Raw genomic sequence first — 21326 nt, forward strand, 5'->3', positions numbered from 1 at the left:
GAAAGGGTGTTTGAGATGAAGGATGCACAGAGAGAGACAGGGATACCCTTCAGTGCAGGTGCGGTTTTAATTTCTGTGGGAGTGGTCTACGGGGATATCGGGACTTCCCCCATGTATGTGATGAAATCCATCATAGAGGGAAACGGCGGGATCACCGGGACAGGGGAGGTCGTCATATACGGAGCGCTTTCCCTGGTCATCTGGACCATTATCCTGCTTACCACCGTCAAATACGTGCTGATAGCCATGCAGGCGGACAATCACAATGAGGGCGGTATCTTTGCCCTGTACAGCCTGGTGAAAAAATGCGGAAAATGGCTTGTATTTCCCGCCATGATAGGAGGGGCTGCGCTTCTGGCGGACGGAATCCTGACTCCCGCGGTGACGGTCACCACAGCCATTGAAGGTCTCAGAAGCATTCCGTGGGTTTACAAAGTGCTGGGAAATGATCAGGACAAAATCGTGGTCATAACCCTTGTGATCATCGCTGCCCTTTTTCTGATGCAGAAGGCAGGTACCAGCTCCATCGGAAGGGCCTTCGGTCCGGTTATGACCCTGTGGTTTCTCTTTCTGGCAGCAGCCGGATGCTTTCATATTATGGGGGACCCGGGAATCCTCCGGGCATTGAATCCTCTGTGGGCTGTGAAAATACTGGTAAGCCCGGATAACCGGATGGGACTTATGATTCTCGGAAGCGTATTTCTGGCTACTACAGGGGCGGAAGCGCTTTACTCGGATATGGGGCATGTGGGGCGGCAGAATATATATGCAAGCTGGCCTTTTGTTAAGATGTGCCTGATCTTAAATTATCTGGGACAGGGGGCCTGGCTGCTGAAAAACAGAAGCAGCGAGAGTCTGGGAGCCATTCCGGATATGAACCCGTTTTTTGAGATGCTGCCTGAGGAGATACGGCCCCTGGGTGTTGTACTGGGAACCATGGCCGCGGTCATTGCGTCACAGGCACTGGTGACAGGGTCTTTTACGCTGGTCTCAGAGGCCAGCAGACTGGATTTGATGCCTCATATGCAGATCGTGTACCCATCCATGATCAAGGGGCAGATCTTTATCCCACTGGTCAATCTGGTGCTGTGGATCTCCTGTTCTGTGCTGGTGCTTTATTTCAGGACCAGTGCCCATATGGAGGCGGCATACGGTCTGGCCATTACGCTCACTATGCTGATGACGACCCTGCTTTTGTTTGTTTACCTGAACAGGATCAGGAAAAAATACAGGAGTTCCCGGCTGTTTCTGTTATTTTTCGGAGGGCTGGAGGGGACATTTTTCCTTTCCAGTCTGAGCAAGTTTAAAAGGGGAGGCTATGTGGCGCTGTTTATCGCTGCGGTCCTTTTTGGGATTATGGTGGTGTGGTACAGGGGGACTGCCATAGAAAATTCCCAGGCAGTCTATCTGAAAGTCCGTGACTTTGTGGGACAGCTGGGCAGATTAAGGGCGGATACCGGCATACCCATCCAGACGGATAACCTTGTCTATATTACCAAGGAGACACAGGTGGAGGAACTGGACCGGGATATTCTGTATTCTGTTCTGGACCGTCCAAAGCGTGCCAGGGCCTACTGGTTTATCAACATCCAGGTCACGGACCAGCCGTATACCAGGGAGTATACGGTGGAGAATTTCGAAACGGATTATATTTTCAAGATTCAGCTCCGCCTGGGGTTCAAGGTGGACCAGAGGGTGAATGTGTATCTGCGGCAGATCGTGGAGGAGCTGATTGACAGCAATGAACTTCCCTCCCAGGAGCCGAAATACTCCATCTACGGGTCCGGGGAAGTGGGGAGCTTCCAGTTCTGCCTAATCCGGAAACTGCTCATACCGGAGAGCGATATTACACCGGCAGGGCGGGCGGCTGTCTCGCTGAAATATGCCATCCGCCGTGTGGCCGGCTCCTCCGCCAGATGGTACGGTCTGGAAAATTCTGCCCTGATCCTGGAATATGTTCCGCTGTTTATCAAGATGAAAAATCTGCGTCCTTTAAGGCGTGTCTGACCTGCAAAACACCGCCAAATGTGTGCAAACTGTCAAATTGTGCTGAAATGCTGAAAATAGTCATAAATAAGGTATGGATAGGCACTGCACTTTTCTACAAAATAGTAGAAAAGGAGTGAATGATATGAGTGAAGATATTAATGCACAATTAATGGAACTGGGGCTCAATATAGCCTATTACAGAAAACTGAAAGGAATCACGCAGGCACAGCTTGCCCAGATGGTGGGCATAAGCAGAACACATATCAGCAATATTGAGGCGCCGAAAATGCCCACACAGATTTCCGTGGAAACCCTGCTGAAAGTGGCTGACGCGCTGGAGATCAAGACCTGGAAACTGTTTGCTTTCCGCAGTGAGATAAATATATTATAAAGGGAAGGCAAAAATCCTTTTTTGTTGTTGAAAAATACCATTGGAAGCGCTAAAATAGGAATCAGATAAGAGACAGAAAGGATAAAGAATTTATGAAACGTTCAGAAATCAATGCAGCGCTGAAAGAGATGGAGGAGATGGTCAACAAGTGCTGTTTCAAACTTCCGCCATTCTGCCATTTTACACCGGAAGACTGGAAGGAAAAAGGCAGCGAGTACGACGAGATTCGTGATAATATGCTGGGCTGGGACATTACCGATTACGGCCTGGGCAGGTTTGATGAGGTGGGATTCTCCCTCATTACCTTAAGAAACGGCAACCTGAAAATGGATAAGTATACAAAGACCTATGCGGAGAAACTGCTGTACATAAAAGAGGAACAGATGGCGCCCATGCATTTCCACTGGAACAAGATGGAGGATATTATCAACAGAGGGGGCGGCAACGTTCTGATCCGTGTATACAACTCCACAGAGGACGGCCGGTTCGCTGACACGGATGTGACAGTCAACTGTGACGGCAGGGAGTTTACCGTGCCGGCAGGTACCCAGGTGAAGCTGCAGCCGGGTGAGAGCATCACCGTTTATCCGTATATGTATCATGATTTTGAGCTGGAGCCGGGCACAGGACCGGTGCTGTTAGGCGAAGTTTCCATGTGCAATGACGATGAAAATGACAACCGTTTTTATGAGCCTATCGGCAGATTTCCTGAGATAGAGGAGGACGAGGCACCGTACCGTCTGCTCTGTACAGAATATCCCAAGGCAAAATAAATGCTCGAGGAGAATTGAGACAAAGAGCTGTCAGGCCAGAGAGAAAAATTCTTTCTGGCTGGACAGCTTTTGTTCGTGAAACCCCAAATATACCACCTGCCGGTGCTGGAGTGTACAAGGTTCAGATACGCTCTTGGGGAAGTACCGGCAAGAGAAAACATGGAGGATTTTTACATATGGCAAAGTACATGATGGCCCTGGACGCAGGAACGACAAGCAACCGGTGTATTCTTTTCAACGAAAAGGGTGAGATGATCAGTGTGGCCCAGAAAGAGTTCACACAGTATTTTCCAAAGCCCGGCTGGGTGGAGCACGATGCAAATGAGATCTGGTCCACGCAGCTCGGCGTGGCTGTGGAAGCCATGCAGAAGGTGGGCGTGGAGGCAAAGGATATTGCAGGTATCGGCATCACAAACCAGAGGGAGACAGCGATCGTCTGGGATAAAAATACAGGCGAGCCGGTATACCATGCCATTGTGTGGCAGTGCAGAAGGACCTCGGAATACTGTGATTCCCTGAAGGATAAGGGGCTTACAGAGGTTTTCAGGGAGAAGACAGGCCTGATCATTGACGCCTATTTTTCAGGTACCAAGGTTAAATGGATTCTGGACCATGTGGATGGCGCCAGAGAGCGGGCCGAGAGAGGCGAGCTGCTCTTTGGAACAGTGGAGACCTGGCTGATCTGGAAGATGACAAAGGGTGCGGTCCATGTGACGGATTATTCCAATGCGTCCAGAACCCTTCTGTATAATATCAACAAACTGGAGTGGGATGAGGAGATTTTAAAGGAGCTGGATATTCCCAGGTGCATGCTGCCTGAGGTGAAGCCTTCCAGTTGTGTCTACGGTATGGCGGATGCAAGCTTTTTCGGCGGGGAGATTCCCATAGCCGGAGCGGCGGGAGACCAGCAGTCCGCGCTGTTTGGACAGACCTGTTTTTTGGAAGGAGAGGCAAAGAATACGTATGGAACAGGTTGTTTTCTGCTGATGAATACAGGGGAGAAGCCTGTATTTTCCAAAAACGGGCTTGTGACCACCATTGCCTGGGGATTGGACGGAAAGGTGAATTATGCCCTGGAGGGCTCTGTCTTCGTGGCAGGCGCGGCAATCCAGTGGCTTCGCGACGAGCTGCGTATCATTGACAGCGCAGAGGACTCTGAGTACATGGCAAGGAAGGTGAAGGATACCCACGGCTGTTATGTGGTTCCTGCGTTTACAGGGCTGGGAGCGCCTTACTGGGATCAGTATGCAAGAGGAATCATTGTGGGTCTTACAAGAGGAGTGAACAAATATCATATTATCCGTGCCACGCTGGAATCCCTGGCTTATCAGGTACATGATGTGGTGCGGGCAATGGAGGCGGATTCCGGCATTCCTCTGGCCTCCCTGAAGGTGGACGGCGGTGCCAGCGCCAACAATTTCCTTATGCAGACACAGGCAGATATGGTACAGGTTCCGGTAAAGAGGCCCCAGTGTGTGGAGACTACAGCCATGGGCGCGGCGTATCTGGCCGGACTGGCTGTGGGGTATTGGAAGGATAAAAATGAGATTGTAAAGAACTGGGAGATTGAGAGGACTTTTGAGCCGGTCATCTCCATGGAAGAGCGGAATAAGAAGATGAAGGGCTGGGAAAGGGCCGTGAAATGTTCTTACGGATGGGCAAAAGAGGAGTAACAGAGGTACTATTCACAGCCAATGTCCCGGGAGGTGTTTTCCTCAAGGGGATGCTGCGCGATGCGAAGCAAAATCCCGAGGCAGCCAGCGCGATATGGAGCGGAATGCTCCATATCTGTGCATCGCGAAGCGTGCTGCTGGACACGCAGTGAACAGTAACGTAACAGGATAAGGCAGAAGTCCCCGGATGACGGGGATTTTTGCTGTAAAGGAAAGGGAGCGGAAGATGAACAGAGATCTGATGAAAAAAATGGGAAGTATGCAGCAGATGGCATATGTGAGACAGGTGACTTTTGAGGAGGGTGCAGCAGCAGGCCTTCGTGCTTATGAGGTGAAGGCAGGGGAACTGGCTTTTACCGTGGCTGCGGATAAGTGCCTGGATATTGTGGAGATGTCCTATAAAGGGGTGAATCTTAATTTTCTCAGCAAGCCGGGGCTTATGAACGGGCAGAGGTTTGACAGTAATGGGTTTGAGGCGCAGAAAAGTATCATGGGGGGCATGTTTTTTACCTGTGGTACCAGTAATGTGGGAAGACCGGATCTGAACCCGGACGCACCGCTTCCCATGCATGGGTATCTGCGTTCTACCCCGGCGGAGCATGTGTGTGCGGATGCTTTTTGGGACGGGGATGTGTATCGGATCGTGATCTCGGGGGAGATGCGGCAGGCTGCGCTGTTCGGGGAGAATATCGTGCTGAGGCGGACGATTTCTGCCGAGCTTGGTAGCAGTGAGGTGAAGATCCATGATGAGTATGTGAATGAAGGGTATGGGGATGAGCCTTTCATGCTGTTGTATCATTGTAATGTGGGATATCCGCTGCTGGATGCGGGGAGTGTGATCGAGGTGCCGGCTGTGGAAACGGTGCTGAAGGGGGAGGATAAGGAGACAGAGCGTCCGTGGAACCTTGTGGGGGAAGCGGTGGATCTGCTGCCGGAGGAAGTGTTTTATCATAAGATTCGTTTTGATGAGGACGGCAAGGCGCGTGTGCGGGTGAAAAATCCTGCGCTTGGAATGGGGATATGTGTGGAGTTTTCAGGAGAGGAGCTGCCGAATTTTACCCAGTGGAAGTCCATGGCATCAGGGGATTATGTTGTGGGACTGGAGCCTTGTAATTGTCATGTGGACGGGCAGAAATGGGAAGAGGAGAATGGGACGCTTCGGAGGATATTGGCTGGGGAGAAGAAGGTGGTGGAACTGGGAATTAGGGTGGAATAGCGGGGGAAATGGCAGACGGCGCAGGAGAGCGGATGTGGAAGAGGCCGGCAGGTGGGTTCCCTCGGAAAGCTGCCGCCGTCAGCAAGTCTTACTAAGAAAAAAATGGAGCGCCGGACAAGGCACCGGGCAGAACCGCCTTCCAGCCCTGATGGCTGAAAGGCTCAACTGCCCTGACCATTTGGATGGTAATCCAAATGGTCTCCTTGCCCGGCACTCCATTTTTTCCTAAGTAAGACTAAGCTTCCTCTGGAACACCTTTCCGGGGGAACCCACCTGCCGGCCCCTTCCACATCCGCTCTCCTGCGCCTGGTTATTTATGGCGGGGACTTGTGAGAGGATGGCGGGAATTTGAGATGTGTGTGGGGAGGCTTTGTGAAATGAAATAATGATGATGTTAATGTATGGTAGGTTAAAGAAAAAGGTGGAATATTAAGGAATGCCTATAATTTTAAGATGTTGAATTGAAATAGTAGGTAAAGTAAGAAGAAAATCTGGCCAGAAACTTAAGGGATACCTATAATTTTAAGATGTTGGATTGAAATATAGGTAAAGCAGGAAGAAAAATTGGTCAGAAACTTAAGAAATACCTATAATTTTAAGATGTTGAATTGAAATATAGGTAAAGCAGGAAGAAAAGTTGGTTAGAAACTTAAGAAATACCTATAATCCTAAGATGTTAGATATGAATAGCAGGTAAAGCAGGAAGAAAAGTTGGACAGAAACTTAAGAAATACCTATAATTCTAAGATGTTAGATATGAATAGCAGGTAAAGCAGGAAGAAAAGTTGGACAGAAACTTAAGAAATACCTATAATTCTAAAATGATAGAAATGAATAGTAGGTAAAACAGGAAGAGAATCGGGTCAGAATCTCCAGAAATGCCTATAATTCTAAGATATTGGAAGGGAATAGCAGGTAATCTCTTATAGGGCAAGACAGACTCACTGGAAGGGCCGGGGTTTTCTGGAGTTTCTGTGATAAGCGGGTGATGATGAAGTGAAAGTATGGATGAGGGTTGCTTTTGGCGGGGGATTGTGTTAAGACGATAGTAGCCGGAAAGCTGAGATGGTTTGTGAAGGAAAAGAGAAATAGAGATGAAGTTGAGAAAGGAGGATGTTTGGGTTATGAGAGATGAGGATGTGAATGGAGTTGGGGAGACAGAAAGGGCAGAGGAGATGTTTGTCGAGAGGCAGAGGATGTTTGGGGAGTGTCATGCGCATGTGTTTATGGATGGAGTAAATTACAAAGAGGCTGTGAAGAGGCATTTGAATGGGGTGGATGAAGGGGTGATCCGGAGGCATTTTGAGATGTATCGGGAGAAGGGGATTGCGTTTGTGAGGGATGGAGGGGACTATCTGGGGGTCTCGGAAAGGGCAAGGGAGATTGCGCCGGAGTATGGGATTGATTACCGGACGCCGATTTTTGCCATACACAGGAAAGGGTGTTATGGGGGGATTGTGGGGAAGGGATTTGAAAATATGAGGGAGTATGCGGAGCTTGTGAGGGAGGTTAAAGCACGCAGGGGGGATTTTATTAAGATCATGACTACGGGAATCATGGATTTTGATACGGATGGGGGAATTACGGGGGAGGCGCTTCCTTTTGAGGAAGTGAAGGAGATGGTGCATATTGCACATGAAGAGGGGTTTGCGGTGATGTGTCATACGAATGGGGCCGGGCCTGTGGCGGATTTGGTGAGGGCCGGGGCGGATAGTGTGGAGCATGGGAATTATGTTTCGGAGGAGACTCTGCAGATGATGGCGGAATCGGATATTGTCTGGGTGCCTACGATCACTGTGGTGGCAAATATGTTTGGGTGCGAAAGGTTTTCGGATGAACTGCTGCATGGGATTTATGAGAAGGGGAAGAATAATATCAAAAGGGGATTTGAATTGGGAGTACATATGGCATTGGGCAGCGACGCAGGTGCTTATTTGGTTCCGCATGGGCAGGGACTGCTGGATGAATGGCGCTGTTTTCGGGAATGTGTGGAGGATGAAAGTGTCTTAAAAGAGCGTATTTTTGAGGGAGAGGAAAAAATTAGAAAAAAATTCAGATTTTTTTAGCAAAAGGTATTGACGAACACGAAATTTGGTGATATACTTTCACTTGTCGTTCGGAAGTGATAACAAAGAGCGACAGAGAAAAGCGGGAGTGCTGGAACTGGCAGACAGGCTAGACTAAGGATCTAGTGGTCGCAAGATCGTGTGGGTTCAAGTCCCATCTCCCGCATTTATAAATCCGAATTTGATTCCGAGAGGAAACAGATTCGGATTTTTGTTATTCCGGTGAAAAGTTCTTCAGAATCAACAGATCCTTTGCAGGACAGCAGAAGACATTCGGGACAGGTACGTGAAGGGGCAGGGAATACAGCGGCGGTATCATGGGAGATGCCGCTGTTTTTGAATGACAGCATGTAGATGAAGTGACAGAGTAATAAGGCACAGGATAGAAAAGGTACAGGATGGCAAAATACAGAACGCTAAGTGTACAGAAAGCGAAAGGTACAGAACGCTAAGTGTACAGAAAGTGAAAAGGTACAGAACGCTAAGGGCACAGAAAACGAAAAGCACAGAAAGCGAAAGGCACAGAACACTAAAGGTACAGAAAACTAAAGCAGTAGAAAGTAAAAGAGGCATCGACTTATGGAAGAAAAGTATTATGAAGCTCAGGTATTTAAAGATTTAAAAATAAGCGATGAAATTTTTGAGGGTTATAAGTTTACAGACTGTGAATTTGAAAACTGTGTCTTTGAGTCTTGCAGGCTCCTCAGCTGTTCTTTTTCAGGCTGCAGTTTTATAAAGTGTACAGTGATGAGCCTGGAGGCGGAGGCCCATTCCCGGATACAGTATGTGGAATTTGACAGGTGTAATCTGATTGGTGTGCACTGGGAAGAGCTGATGCCGGACGGTGCATTTGCTGAGCCGATAAAGGGATTTTACGGCTGTCGGTTGAAGTATAATACATTTTCGGAGATGAATCTGAAAAAGTTTGATTTTACAGGAAATGAGATTTCAGATTCCATGTTCGCGGACTGCCGGCTTCAGGAAAGCAGAATGAAGGGCTGTAAGCTTGAGGGAACAGAATTTTTCAAATGTGACCTGAGAAAAGCGGACTTGCGGGGAACTGCCGGGTATCAGATGGATATCCGGTCATGTAAACTAAACGGAGCCAGGTTCTCTTTTCCGGAAGTGGTGAATCTGCTGAACGGATTGGAAATTGAGATAGAGTATTGATAAAGAGAAAACGGAGGAAATTATATGCTGACAATAGGATGTCATTTATCCTCAGCCAAAGGATACGAGGCCATGGGGAAAGAAGCGGTTAAGATACAGGCAAACACCTTTCAGTTTTTTACCAGAAACCCCAGAGGCGGTAAGGCGAAGGAGATAAAGGAGGAGGATGTGGAAAAATTTTTGAAGCTTGCACAGGAGCAGGATTTTCCCTGTATTCTTGCCCACGCGCCCTATACCCTGAATGGCTGTTCCGCGGATGAGGGAATCCGGGAGTTTGCCAAAAACACCATGGCGGATGATTTAAAGAGAATGGAATACACGCCGGGAAACTGTTACAATTTTCATCCGGGCAGCCATGTGAAGCAGGGGGTAGAGATTGGGATCACCTATATAGCCGGGATGCTGAATGAGATTCTTTCAAAGGAACAGCGGACCACAGTGCTGCTTGAAACCATGGCCGGAAAGGGCAGTGAGGTGGGCAGGACCTTTGAGGAGTTAAGAGAGATCCTGGACCGGGTGGAGCTTCAGGAGAAAATGGGAGTGTGTCTGGATACCTGCCATGTGTATGACGGCGGATACGATATTGTGGGGGACCTGGACGGTGTCCTGACAGAGTTTGACCGAGTGATAGGACTTGACAGGCTGAAGGCGGTACATTTGAATGACAGTATGTTCGGGTTTGGGAGCCATAAGGACAGACATGCCAAAATCGGAGAGGGAAAGATTGGATTTGAGGCCATGAAGCGGATCATCAATCACCCGAGTTTGAGAAAACTGCCCTTTTATCTGGAGACACCCAACGACCTGGAGGGATACGCAAGGGAGATCGCCATGCTGAAAGAGGCATATATGGAGTAGAATTACGGGAGATATGCACGAATTTCCCGGCAGAGGAAAAAGATTGGCCGCTCTGCCGGGAAATTTTTGCTGTTTATGAGGGAATGTGCGGGGAAAGAAAAAAATTGCGAAATTTTTGCCAAAGAAAAAGGAAATCCCTGTTTTATGCGTAATAATATATATGAGAAAGTTTTTTTACTGGCTTTGCTTTTGAAGAGAGAAGGTGAGCTGCCGAATGAATATCCGTGAGGAAATGGAACAAAGGGAGATGGAACTGTTAAGTCCTTATGCTGCCCACAGCAGGGACAGCAGGGGCAGGGACCGTTATGAGGAGGAGTGTGATATCCGGACGGTCTACCAGCGGGACCGGGACAGGATCCTGCACTGTAAGTCTTTTCGGAGACTGAAGGATAAGACCCAGGTCTTTCTGGCGCCTCAGGGGGATCACTACAGGAACCGTCTGACCCATACCCTGGAAGTTTCCCAGACTGCCAGAACCATTGCGAAGGCCCTGAGGCTGAATGATGATCTGGTTGAGGCCATTGCTCTGGGGCATGATCTGGGGCATACGCCCTTCGGACATGCGGGGGAGAGAGCCCTTGACAGGGTCTGCCCTCTTGGATTTGCCCATTACAGGCAGAGCATTCGAGTGGTGGAGTGTCTGGAGAAGAACGGCGAGGGACTCAATCTTACCTGGGAGGTGCGGGACGGAATCCTGAACCACAGGACCAGCGGTTCTCCCCATACCCTGGAGGGACAGATCGTACGGCTCTGCGACAAGATATCCTATATCCATCACGATATGGATGATGCCCAGCGGGCAGGGGTCATCACAGAAGATGATATTCCCATTACCCTGCGCCTTTTACTGGGTGAGAACACAAAAGAACGGCTTAACACCTTTATTCATGATATTGTGGACAACAGCAGAGGGAAAGATACCATACGCATGTCCCCTGAGATTGAGGAGGGACTGCGTGACCTTCGGAACATTATGTTCCAGAATGTCTATCTGAATCCCGTTGCGAAAGAGGAAGAGGAAAAGGCGGAGAACCTGGTGGAAGCCCTGTACGGCTACTACAGCACCAAGCCGGATCAGATGTCCGAGGAGTATAAACGGCTGCTTAGGGACGGTGAGGAGATGAACCGGGTTGTCTGTGACTATATTTCCGGTATGACGGATCAATATTCCATGGAAAAATTCAGGGATATTTTTGTTCCGAAAGGATGGAGTGTTTACTAGATGTTTTATTCCGATGACATAATTGAAGAAGTCCGCATGAAAAATGACATTGTGGATGTCATTTCCGGTTATGTGCGGCTGCAGAAAAAGGGCAGCTCCTACTTTGGCCTGTGCCCTTTCCACAATGAAAAATCACCCTCCTTTTCCGTAAGCCCCGGCAAGCAGATGTATTACTGCTTCGGGTGCGGGGCAGGGGGAAATGTGTTCACCTTTATAATGGAGTATGAGAATTTCACCTTCATAGAGGCTGTGAAATACCTGGCTGAGCGGGCAGGGGTAAAACTGCCGGAGGGAGAGTATTCCAAAGAACAGAGGGCTGCCGCGGATTTGAAGACGGTTCTTCTGGAGGTGAACAAAAAAGCAGCCTCCTACTACTATTATCAATTAAAGCAGGAGAGCGGCAGGCAGGCTTATGAGTATCTGAAAAACAGGGAATTGTCGGATGAGACCATTAAGAGTTTCGGGCTTGGCTATTCCAGCAAATATTCGGACAGCCTGTACCGGTATCTGAAAGGAAAAGGCTATTCCGATGCCATTTTAAAAGAGTCCGGCCTGTTCTCCGCGGATGAGAGATATGGAATGCATGACAAGTTCTGGAACCGTGTCATGTTTCCCATTATGGATGTAAATAACCGGGTGATCGGTTTCGGCGGCCGCGTCATGGGCGACGCCAAGCCCAAATATCTGAACTCACCGGAGACGAAGATCTTTGACAAGAGCCGAAACCTGTACGGGCTTAACATTGCCAGAAAATCCAGGAAGAACTATCTGATCGTCTGTGAGGGATATATGGATGTGATCTCCATGCACCAGGCAGGCTTTACCAATGCAGTGGCGTCCCTGGGAACGGCTCTTACAAGCGGACATGCCAGCCTTATGAGCCGCTACACCAAGGAAGTGCTTCTCACCTATGACAGTGATGAGGCCGGGCAGAAAGCCGCACTCAGGGGAATTCCCATTCTCAGGGAGGCAGGCATCAAGCCCAGAGTGGTAAATCTGGCGCCTTACAAGGACCCGGATGAATTTATCAAGGCTGAGGGACAGGAGGCTTTTGAAAAACGGCTTTCTGAGGCTATGAACTATTTTCTGTTTGAGGTACAGGTCATGGAACGGCAGTATAATCTGGCGGACCCTGAGGACAAAACAGAATTTTACAGAGCAATTGCAAAAAAACTGCTGGAATTTCCGGAGGAACTTGAGCGTAACAATTACATGGAGAGTATTTCCCGGAAATACCAGATACGTTATGAAGACCTGCGGCGCATGGTGAATAACCTGGCCCTGTCAGGCACGGGCATCTCGGCAAAACCGAAGGCCCCTGCAAAAGAGCGGAAACGGGAGAAGAAAGAGGACGGCAGAGACGCTTCCCAGAAGCTGATGCTGACCTGGCTTACCTCCTATCCGAAAATGTTTGACACCATTGAGGGCTATATAGGCCCGGATGATTTTACAACGCCCCTGTTTCACCAGGTGGCAGAACTTTTATTTGAACAGCACGAACAAGGGGAGGTCAATCCGGCTAAGCTTTTGAACCGGTTCACTGACAGCGAAGAACAAAAGGAAGTTACATCCTTATTTCACGCAACCCTGCATCTGGAAAATGACCAGGAGCGCAGGCGCGCTCTTCGGGAAACCGTCTGCAGGATGAAACGGGACAGCATTGCGCACCAGAGCCAGTCTCTGGCGCCGACGGACATTGCAGGCCTGCAGAGACTTGTAGAGGCAAAAAAACATCTGGAAGAAATTGAAAGTGGAAAGGTAACACTGCATATTTCTTTTGATTGAGGCAAAGATATAATTAAGTAATGAGAGGATGGAACATTTTATGGAAATGAACATGGCGAAATTCAGCGAAAAACTGCAGGAATTGGTGGAGCTGGGAAAGAAAAAGAAAAATGTCCTGGAATATCAGGAGATCAATGACCATTTCAAGGAAATGCCCCTGGACCCTGACGCCCTGGACAAAGTATTTGACTATCTGGAATCCTGCGGTATTGACGTGCTGCGCATTCCGGAGAGCGATGAGGATGTTTTTATCATCAGCGATGATGACGGCATCAACCTGGACGAGGAGGAAGAGGTAGATGTGGAGAATATCGACCTTTCCGTTCCGGAAGGTGTCAGCATCGAAGATCCTGTCCGCATGTATTTAAAAGAGATCGGCAAGGTGCCCCTTCTGTCCGCAGAGGAGGAAATTGAGCTGGCAAAGCGTATGGAAGAGGGAGACGAGGCGGCCAAGAAACGTCTGGCAGAGGCCAACTTAAGATTGGTTGTCAGCATCGCGAAACGTTATGTAGGGCGCGGTATGCTGTTTCTGGATCTGATCCAGGAGGGAAATCTGGGTCTTATCAAAGCTGTGGAAAAGTTTGACTACAGAAAAGGATATAAATTCTCCACATATGCTACCTGGTGGATCCGCCAGGCCATCACAAGAGCCATTGCAGACCAGGCACGTACCATCCGTATCCCTGTGCATATGGTGGAGACCATCAACAAACTGATCCGTGTGTCACGCCAGCTTCTGCAGGAACTGGGCAGAGAGCCGCAGCCGGAGGAGATTGCAGAGAAGATGGATATGTCCGTGGACAGAGTCCGTGAGATCCTGAAGATCTCCCAGGAACCCGTATCCCTGGAGACTCCCATCGGTGAGGAGGAAGACAGCCATCTGGGAGATTTTATCCAGGATGACAATGTGCCTGTCCCGGCAGACGCCGCTGCCTTCACACTTTTAAAAGAACAGCTAGTGGAGGTTTTAAACACGCTGACAGACAGAGAGCAGAAGGTTCTCCGCCTGCGCTTCGGCTTGGATGACGGAAGAGCCAGGACACTGGAAGAAGTGGGCAAGGAGTTCAATGTGACCAGGGAGCGTATCCGCCAGATCGAGGCGAAAGCACTCCGTAAACTGCGCCACCCCAGCCGCAGCCGCAAATTAAAGGATTATCTGGATTAAGGATGAACAGTATGAAGAATGTGCAGCTTTCGGACAGGCTTCGCGCTGTGGCATCCCTGGTGACACCCGGCAGCAGGATCGCGGATGTGGGGTGTGACCACGGCTATATTCCTATTTATCTGTATCTGGAAGGAAGGATACCGGGAGCCATTGCCATGGATGTAAACCGGGGTCCTCTTCTTCGGGCAGAGGAGCATATCAGGGAATATGGACTGGGAAAATACATAGAAACCCGCCTCTCTGATGGTGTAAAAGCCCTGTCAGCCGGTGAGGCGGATACCGTCATCATAGCCGGCATGGGCGGCCCGCTCATGGAGAAGATCCTGACAGAGGGCAGCGAGGTGCTGAACACCGTATCGGAGCTGGTTCTTCAGCCTCAGTCGGAGATTGGCCGGTTCCGGCATTTTCTGCTGGACCACGGGTACCGGATCACGGCGGAGGATATGGTGTTTGAGGACGGTAAATATTACCCCATGATGAAAGCCATACGCGGGGAACAGTGCTATGAGGAGGAGATCGAGTATCTCTTTGGCAGTGCTCTTCTGAAAAACCGGAATCCGGTTCTTAAGCAGTTTCTTTTAAAGGAACAGTCCTCTGTGGAAAAAATCATGGAGCATTTAAAGAACACGGATACCAGGACAGGCAGAGAGCGGCTTTTGGAATTGGAACAGGAGCTTTTTTATATTAAAAAAGCGCTTGGGCTTGACAGCAGCGGACAGAAGCCCATATCCGGTATCTGTCAGAAACATGCGAGGCAACAGATATGAAATGTAAAGAGATTATAGAAATTTTGGAAAAAGAATATAACCCGTCCTTTGCGGAGAGCTGGGACAATGTGGGGCTTCTGGCTGGCGACAGGGAGAGGGAAGTCAAAAAAGTTTTCCTTGCGCTTGATGTGACAGATGAGACTCTGAAGGCAGCCATTGATTTCGGCGCGGATATGATGATCACCCACCATCCTCTGATTTTTTCCGGTATGAAACGCGTGGTGGCGGAGGATTTTATCGGCCGCAGGATCATTGGACTGATCGGGAATCATATCAGTTATTATGCCATGCATACCAACTTTGACATTCTGGGCATGGCGGATTTGAGCGCGGATATCCTTAAGCTGACAGACCGTGAAGTGCTGGAAGTGACTTTTGAGGAGGGGGAGCGAAGAGAAGGAATCGGAAGAATCGGTTCCCTTCCCTGTAAAATGACGCTGAAAGACTGTGCGCTGTTTGTAAAAGAACAGTTTGAGCTTCCCCATGTGACGGTTTACGGCAGTCTGGATACAGAGGTGGAACGGGCCGCTGTCTGCACCGGCTCGGGCAAGAGTCTCATGAAGGATGTCATGGAAAAAAAGGCACAGGTCTATATAACCGGAGACGTGGATTACCACACTGCCATTGACGCGGTGGCACAGGGGGTATGTATCATTGACGCGGGACATTACGGAACCGAATATATATTTATGGAATATATGAGGCGTAAGCTTGCGAAAAAGCTGCCTGAACTGGAAGTGAGCAAGATGGAAGTCCGGCATCCCTGTGCAGTCCTTTGAACTTAGATTGGGCGGGTCAGAATAACTGCCCTGTAAAGTGCATAGACTGATATAACGGAGTTAAACTGTGATGCACCGGCGAAGCAGAGCCGGTGCGTTTTTTGATACTGGCCGTAAGCGGTCCATTCCGGTGGGGCGAGTCCGGTGCACCGGACACTTTATTATAAAAGAAGTGATAAGTGAACAGGAGGTATCTATGAGCGACAGAAATATAGCGGTAAAGATTCTGGGAAAGACAAAAGAATATCCGTACGGCACGCCATACGCGAAGATCGTGGAGGAGTATGAGGGGACAACCAGATATCCCATTGTGCTGGTGATGAAGAACGGCAAGCTCTGTGAGCTGCATAAAAAATTGAAAAAACCGGGCACTCTGGAATTTGTGACCACTGCGGATGAGATCGGACATAAGACATATAAGAGAAGCGCCTCCCTGCTTGTCTTAAAGGCGGTCTATCATGTGGCAGGCCATGAAAATATAAAGAAGGCTGTCCTTCATTATTCTGTCAGCTCAGGATATTACTTCACCATCGACGGAAATGTTAAGATAGACGAAAAATTCCTGGCTGAGGTCAAGGCATACATGCTGCAGCTTGTGGAGGAAAGAATCCCCATTTTGAAGCGGAGCGTGGGCACGGACGAGGCCATTGAAATTTTCCACAACCACGGAATGTATGACAAGGAGAAACTGTTCCGGTACCGCCGGGTATCCAGGGTCAACATATACAGTCTGGGTGATTTTGAGGATTATTTTTACGGCTTCATGGTAAATCATACGGGATATCTCAAATATTTTGATCTGTATCCCTACGACGAGGGATTCGTGCTCCAGCTTCCGGAGCAGACAGACCCGGAGACTGTGCCGCCGTTTCATCCGCAGCCGAAAATATTCCAGGTGCAGAAGGAGTCCGGCCGCTGGGGTGAGATGATGCAGACAGACACCGTAGGGGATTTGAACGGACAGGTGACGCAGCAGGGGGCAAACGAACTGATCCTCATTGCCGAAGCGCTCCAGGAGGGCAAAATATCCAAGATCGCAGACCAGATCGTGGCTGCGGGAGACAAGAAGTTTATCATGATCGCGGGGCCCTCCTCCTCGGGTAAGACCACATTTTCCCACAGGCTGTCCATTCAGCTTTCTGCCCACGGACTGCATCCCCATCCCATTGCAGTGGACAATTATTTCCTGAACAGGGAGCAGACCCCGCTGGATGAGCATGGGAATTATAATTTTGAGTGCCTGGAGGCCATTGATATCCGGCAGTTTAATGAGGATATGAATGCACTTTTAAGAGGAGAACGAGTGGAACTGCCGTCCTTTAATTTTAAGATCGGTCAGAGAGAGTACAAGGGTGATTATCTGCAGCTCGGCGCGGATGACATTCTGGTCATAGAGGGGATTCACGGGCTGAATGACAAGCTCAGTGAGACACTGCCGAAGGAGAGCAAGTTTAAAATATATGTGAGCGCCCTGACCCAGATCAACATTGATGAACACAACAGGATTCCCACAACAGACGGTAGGCTCATAAGGCGGATCGTCAGGGATTCCAGGACAAGAGGAACCTCTGCAAAGCATACTATCGCCATGTGGAATTCCGTGAGAAGAGGGGAGGAGCAGTACATTTTCCCCTATCAGGAGTCTGCGGATGTGATGTTTAATTCCGCTCTCATCTATGAGCTGGCGGTGCTGAAAATGTACGCGGAGCCCCTGCTTTTCGGGATCACACCGGAAGAGCCGGAGTACAATGAGGCAAAGAGGATACTGAAATTCCTGGATTATTTCGTGGGAATGCCGGCAGATGCGGTGCCCCATAACTCCATTCTCAGGGAATTTATCGGAGGCGGCTGTTTTGATGTCTGATCCGGGGAAGGGAATGGGTGCGGCAGGCATTTTTGGTTATTTACAAATTGGTTTTGCTGTGTTAAAATGACGTTTGTGTCAAGTAGAATGAATGATCGCGGCTGGCAGGACCGAAAGGGGCCAGGTGAGGAAAGTCCGGGCTTCGCAGGGCAGGATGCCGGATAACGTCCGGTGGAGGTGACTCCAAGGATAGTGCAACAGAAATGTACCGCCAGTGTTTTACTGGTAAGGGTGGAAGGGCAGTGTAAGAGACTACCGCCTTCCTGGTAACAGGGAGGGCATATGTAAACCCCATCCGAAGCAAGACCGAATGAAAAGCAATGTGGCTGCCCGTCACGCTTTTAGGTGGGTCGCTTGAGTCTGCTGGCAACAGCAGAACTAGACAGATGATCGTTCACGACATAACCCGGCTTACAGTTCTGCTTGAAACAAAAGGAAAAACGCCTGGTATGTATGTCTGACCGGAACTCTTCGGAGTTTTGGCCATGCATGCATACCAGGCGTTTTGCTGTTACTGCTGTCCAAGAAGGTAGTCGATAAACTGCTGGGCTGTACGGCCGGAGAAGCCGCCGTGCTGGAGTTCCCAGGCGTTGGCTTTCAGGAGCAGTTCATCCCGGTCCATGGTGATGCCGTTTCGCCGGGCCAGGGAGGTAACGATCTCCTGGAATTCTTTTTTGTCCGGGGAACCGAAATAGATGGTCACACCAAAGCGGGATACCAGGGAGAGCTTTTCCTGTACCGTGTCGTTTGTGTGCAGGTCATCGTTTCTGTCCTCCTTGTCGCTGAAACGCTCGCGGACCAGATGGCGGCGGTTGGAGGTGGCGTAGATCAGAATATTGTCCGGCTTTTTCTCCAGACCGCCTTCGATCACAGCCTTCAGATATTTATATTCGATCTCGAAGTCCTCAAAGGACAGGTCATCCATATAGATGATGAATTTGTAATTGCGGTTCTTGATCTGGGCAATGACGTCGTTTAAATCCTGGAACTGGTGTTTGTAGATCTCAATAATGCGGAGACCCTGTTCGTAATACTGGTTCAGGATGGCTTTGATGCTGGAGGATTTCCCTGTGCCCGCGTCACCAAAGAGAAGACAGTTGTTGGCGCGTTTCCCCTGGATAAAGGCTTCTGTGTTATCGATAAGCTTTTTCTTTGCAATCTCGTAGCCCACCAGGTCATCAAGCTGTACATGGGCTATCTTTGTGATGGGGACAATGCGCGCATTGGCCTCTGTCTGCAGATGTTCCAGACGGAAGGCTTTGTGGAGGCCCAGCTTGCCCACGCCGAAATCCTTATAGAATTCCACCATATCATTCATGAATTCCTCCACATCCTCTGCCTGGCCAAGCCGCCGGCTCAGCGTACAGATGCGGTCGCGGATGCGCTTGTTGAACAGCTTGCTGTTCTCATCCACATTGGTGTAATCGCAAATCAGGGAACAGCAGGAAGTGCCGAAAGCCTGATCAAGAGCTGTCAGGTCAAAGTCGAACAGTTCCTTGAATATGGTAAAGTCGTGTTTTGCAAAATCGTTGATGCTGCCTTTTACCGGGCCTACGATCTCGCAGGCTGTGCTGAAGGCGTTTTCATGGTTGACCAGCAGAAAGGTCAGATAATTGTGCCAGAGGTTGCCGGCAAAGCCAAAGGAGCCTGCCATCTCCACAAGCTGGCCGGTACACCGGTAGAAGAGTTCTCTTAACTCTGCAAGAGACGGGTCTTTTGTTTCACAGGCCAGGAGGATGGAGAACATGCTTTCCAGTGTCTCCTCCTGGTCAAAATTGCGGTATAGGATGCATTCATTGATGTTTTTCATGGTTTTTCCTTCTTTTGTTTTTAGTAATTTCCGTGTACCCGAAGATTCCGGGCCTCGGATTTCAGGCCGCGCAGGGCATTTTTGACTGCGCTGTCACTTAGATTTCCCTCAAAATCCACGAAGAAGCGGTATTCCCAGTTGCGCTCCATAATGGGGCGGGATTCGATCTTCGTCATGTTCAGCCCATTGTAAATAAAGTGGGAGAGGCTGTTATACAGACTTCCGCTCTCATGGGGAAGTTCATAGCTGACACTGATCTTACAGGCATCCCGGCAGAAGATTTTCTCCCTGGTGACAATGATAAAACGTGTGGAATTGTTCACATTGGAGTAGATCCCTTCCTCCAGAACGGCGAGGCCGAAATGTTCAGCCGCGTAACGGCTCGCAATGGCAGCCTGTGCCGGGTTTTTCTCATCAGCGACTTTCTTGGCAGCGGCAGCGGTATTGTTCCACTCCATCTGCTGCCAGTCCCTGTGCTTTTCCAGGAACTCCCTGCACTGCATCAGCGCCTGGGGATGGGAGTAGACCGTGTGGATATGGGAAAGGGATGTGCCGGGAAGTCCCATGAGCACATGCTCACAGGGAATGATCTGCTCGCCCACGATCACATGGTCGTACTCTGTGAGCAGGTCGTAAATATCCTGGACAATACCGGCTGTGGAATTTTCAATGGGGAGTACGGCAAAGTCAGCTTTTTCCATCCGGATGGCCTCCATGGCATCCTTCCAGGTATCCACAGAAAAGCTTTTGATCTCCGCTCCGAAAAAAGTGTGCATGGCGGCAAAACTGTAGGCACCCTCCACGCCCTGGAACACCACCGTGGCATTTTGCTTTTTCAAGCCATCTATTTTGACAAAGTCTGATTTTTCTTCCATGCCGTTTTCCTGAAGAAGCTGGTACTGGCGTTTGCGGCTGATGGACATGATCTGCTGGAACAGTTCCTGCACGCCGCAGCGGTTAAAGTCATTGTGGGCTTTGCCGCCAAGGGAGTCCAGTTTTTCCTGTTCCCTGCTTTTATCAAAGACAGGTTTCCCTGTCTCAATCTTGAACTGCGCTACATTCTCGCAGATTTTCATCCGTTCTTCAAAGAGCTTTACGATACGGGTGTCAATTTCATCGATGTCGTTACGCATTTTTTGTAAATCTAACATACTTTTGTAACCTCTCCGTTTTTTGAATTAAATCCGCCCGGGTTTTGCAGGCGGACTTTCTATTATTTATCATACACCGGCACTTTACAGTACGCAAGTCTTTTCTATGTATTCCATGTCTATAAAAAGAACTGTGCGCCTGCCGGGCAGTCTAGGCGAGTGTCATTTAGCGGATTTGTATAATTTGAGCTTCTGAAATCCATAATAATAAGAAAAATAACAGGAGATAAAAAGCATGAAAAAGCATACCTTTCTGCTCTGCGGCACTGCCGGCTGGTGTATGGAGATTCTGTGGACCGGAGTCCATGCCATTCAGAAAAAGGATTTCCGGCTGATCGGGCAGTCCTCGATCTGGATGTTCCCTATTTATGGAATGGCTGCCTGTATCAGGCCGGTGTCCAAATGCCTGAAAGGATGTTCCACCTTTCTGCGGGGCAGTATTTATATGACGGGAATCTTTGCGGCGGAGCTGACCAGCGGCGCGCTGCTGAAGCATTTTCATATGTGTCCCTGGGACTACAGCAAGGCGAAGCTGAATTACAAAGGATTGATCCGTCTGGACTACGCACCGGTGTGGTTTGTGACAGGGCTTTTTTTTGAAAAGATACTGTCCGATAATTCTTGAAATTACCCCTGAACTGGTATAT

Annotated in this window: 17 protein-coding genes, 1 tRNA gene and 1 other RNA gene; 17 read left to right on the top strand and 2 right to left on the bottom strand. The window is 49.3% G+C overall.

Annotated elements, in window-relative coordinates:
* Positions 1 to 15: 15 nt before the first annotated feature.
* The 16 genes from WMO65_RS18655 (at position 16) to rnpB (ending at position 18148) form a co-directional block, all read left to right on the top strand.
* A complete protein-coding gene (locus WMO65_RS18655) occupies positions 16 to 2007 on the top strand; it encodes a KUP/HAK/KT family potassium transporter (protein WP_148393546.1) in 1992 nt (663 codons plus the stop codon).
* Between the two features lie 124 nt (positions 2008 to 2131).
* Positions 2132 to 2380: a helix-turn-helix domain-containing protein gene (locus WMO65_RS18660; RefSeq protein ID WP_033143414.1), complete on the top strand. Its 249-nt coding sequence runs from the start codon at positions 2132 to 2134 to the stop codon at positions 2378 to 2380.
* Positions 2381 to 2472: 92 nt separating this feature from the next.
* Positions 2473 to 3153 (top strand): D-lyxose/D-mannose family sugar isomerase, encoded by a 681-nt coding sequence (locus tag WMO65_RS18665; RefSeq protein WP_148393547.1) that lies wholly within the window; start codon positions 2473 to 2475, stop codon positions 3151 to 3153.
* A 176-nt stretch (positions 3154 to 3329) separates the two neighbouring features.
* Positions 3330 to 4826 carry a glycerol kinase GlpK gene (gene glpK / locus WMO65_RS18670; protein ID WP_033143412.1) on the top strand — a complete coding sequence of 499 codons (1497 nt, stop codon included), beginning with the start codon at positions 3330 to 3332 and terminating at the stop codon, positions 4824 to 4826.
* Between the two features lie 226 nt (positions 4827 to 5052).
* On the top strand, positions 5053 to 6042 hold the full coding sequence (locus WMO65_RS18675; protein ID WP_054352490.1) for an aldose 1-epimerase family protein: 990 nt from the start codon (positions 5053 to 5055) through the stop codon (positions 6040 to 6042).
* Positions 6043 to 7136: 1094 nt separating this feature from the next.
* Positions 7137 to 8108, top strand: coding sequence for an amidohydrolase family protein (locus WMO65_RS18680; RefSeq protein WP_306800672.1), 972 nt, complete (start codon positions 7137 to 7139; stop codon positions 8106 to 8108).
* An 82-nt stretch (positions 8109 to 8190) separates the two neighbouring features.
* Positions 8191 to 8274 (top strand) — tRNA-Leu (locus WMO65_RS18685).
* Between the two features lie 413 nt (positions 8275 to 8687).
* The gene (locus WMO65_RS18690; RefSeq protein ID WP_054352442.1) at positions 8688 to 9278 is read left to right on the top strand and encodes a pentapeptide repeat-containing protein; all 591 of its coding nucleotides are present in this window, start codon (positions 8688 to 8690) and stop codon (positions 9276 to 9278) included.
* A gap of 24 nt (positions 9279 to 9302) precedes the next feature.
* Positions 9303 to 10136, top strand: a complete 834-nt coding sequence (locus tag WMO65_RS18695) for a deoxyribonuclease IV (RefSeq protein WP_033143550.1) — start codon at positions 9303 to 9305, stop codon at positions 10134 to 10136.
* 214 nt (positions 10137 to 10350) lie between these two features.
* Complete coding sequence (locus WMO65_RS18700) at positions 10351 to 11358, top strand: deoxyguanosinetriphosphate triphosphohydrolase (RefSeq protein WP_033143551.1); 1008 nt, start codon at positions 10351 to 10353, stop codon at positions 11356 to 11358.
* Positions 11359 to 13143, top strand: a complete 1785-nt coding sequence (dnaG, locus tag WMO65_RS18705) for a DNA primase (protein WP_033143552.1) — start codon at positions 11359 to 11361, stop codon at positions 13141 to 13143. It abuts the gene before it with no gap.
* Positions 13144 to 13183: 40 nt separating this feature from the next.
* Positions 13184 to 14308: an RNA polymerase sigma factor RpoD gene (gene rpoD / locus WMO65_RS18710; protein ID WP_033143553.1), complete on the top strand. Its 1125-nt coding sequence runs from the start codon at positions 13184 to 13186 to the stop codon at positions 14306 to 14308.
* Positions 14309 to 14319: 11 nt separating this feature from the next.
* Complete coding sequence (locus WMO65_RS18715) at positions 14320 to 15075, top strand: tRNA (adenine(22)-N(1))-methyltransferase (RefSeq protein ID WP_181014574.1); 756 nt, start codon at positions 14320 to 14322, stop codon at positions 15073 to 15075.
* Positions 15072 to 15854, top strand: coding sequence for a Nif3-like dinuclear metal center hexameric protein (locus WMO65_RS18720; RefSeq protein ID WP_118594139.1), 783 nt, complete (start codon positions 15072 to 15074; stop codon positions 15852 to 15854). Before WMO65_RS18715 ends, WMO65_RS18720 begins: the two co-directional genes overlap by 4 nt.
* A gap of 196 nt (positions 15855 to 16050) precedes the next feature.
* Entirely contained in the window at positions 16051 to 17718 is a 1668-nt protein-coding gene (locus WMO65_RS18725) for a nucleoside kinase (RefSeq protein WP_148393548.1), read from the top strand.
* Positions 17719 to 17797: 79 nt separating this feature from the next.
* An RNA gene (gene rnpB, locus WMO65_RS18730) (RNase P RNA component class A) lies at positions 17798 to 18148 on the top strand.
* A gap of 81 nt (positions 18149 to 18229) precedes the next feature.
* On the opposite strand, the gene WMO65_RS18735 is transcribed toward rnpB, so the two are convergent.
* Together WMO65_RS18735 and pheA are read right to left on the bottom strand one after the other, a co-directional pair.
* Complete coding sequence (locus WMO65_RS18735) at positions 18230 to 19528, bottom strand: ATP-binding protein (protein ID WP_033143344.1); 1299 nt, start codon at positions 19526 to 19528, stop codon at positions 18230 to 18232.
* Between the two features lie 20 nt (positions 19529 to 19548).
* On the bottom strand, positions 19549 to 20679 hold the full coding sequence (gene pheA / locus WMO65_RS18740; protein WP_148393549.1) for a prephenate dehydratase: 1131 nt from the start codon (positions 20677 to 20679) through the stop codon (positions 19549 to 19551).
* Positions 20680 to 20914: 235 nt separating this feature from the next.
* On the opposite strand from pheA, the gene WMO65_RS18745 reads away from it, so the two are divergent.
* Positions 20915 to 21304, top strand: coding sequence for a putative ABC transporter permease (locus WMO65_RS18745; protein WP_033143346.1), 390 nt, complete (start codon positions 20915 to 20917; stop codon positions 21302 to 21304).
* Positions 21305 to 21326: the final 22 nt, after the last annotated feature.

The sequence above is a fragment of the Blautia caccae genome (genome assembly GCF_040095955.1).
GTDB classification, from domain to species: domain Bacteria; phylum Bacillota; class Clostridia; order Lachnospirales; family Lachnospiraceae; genus Blautia; species Blautia celeris.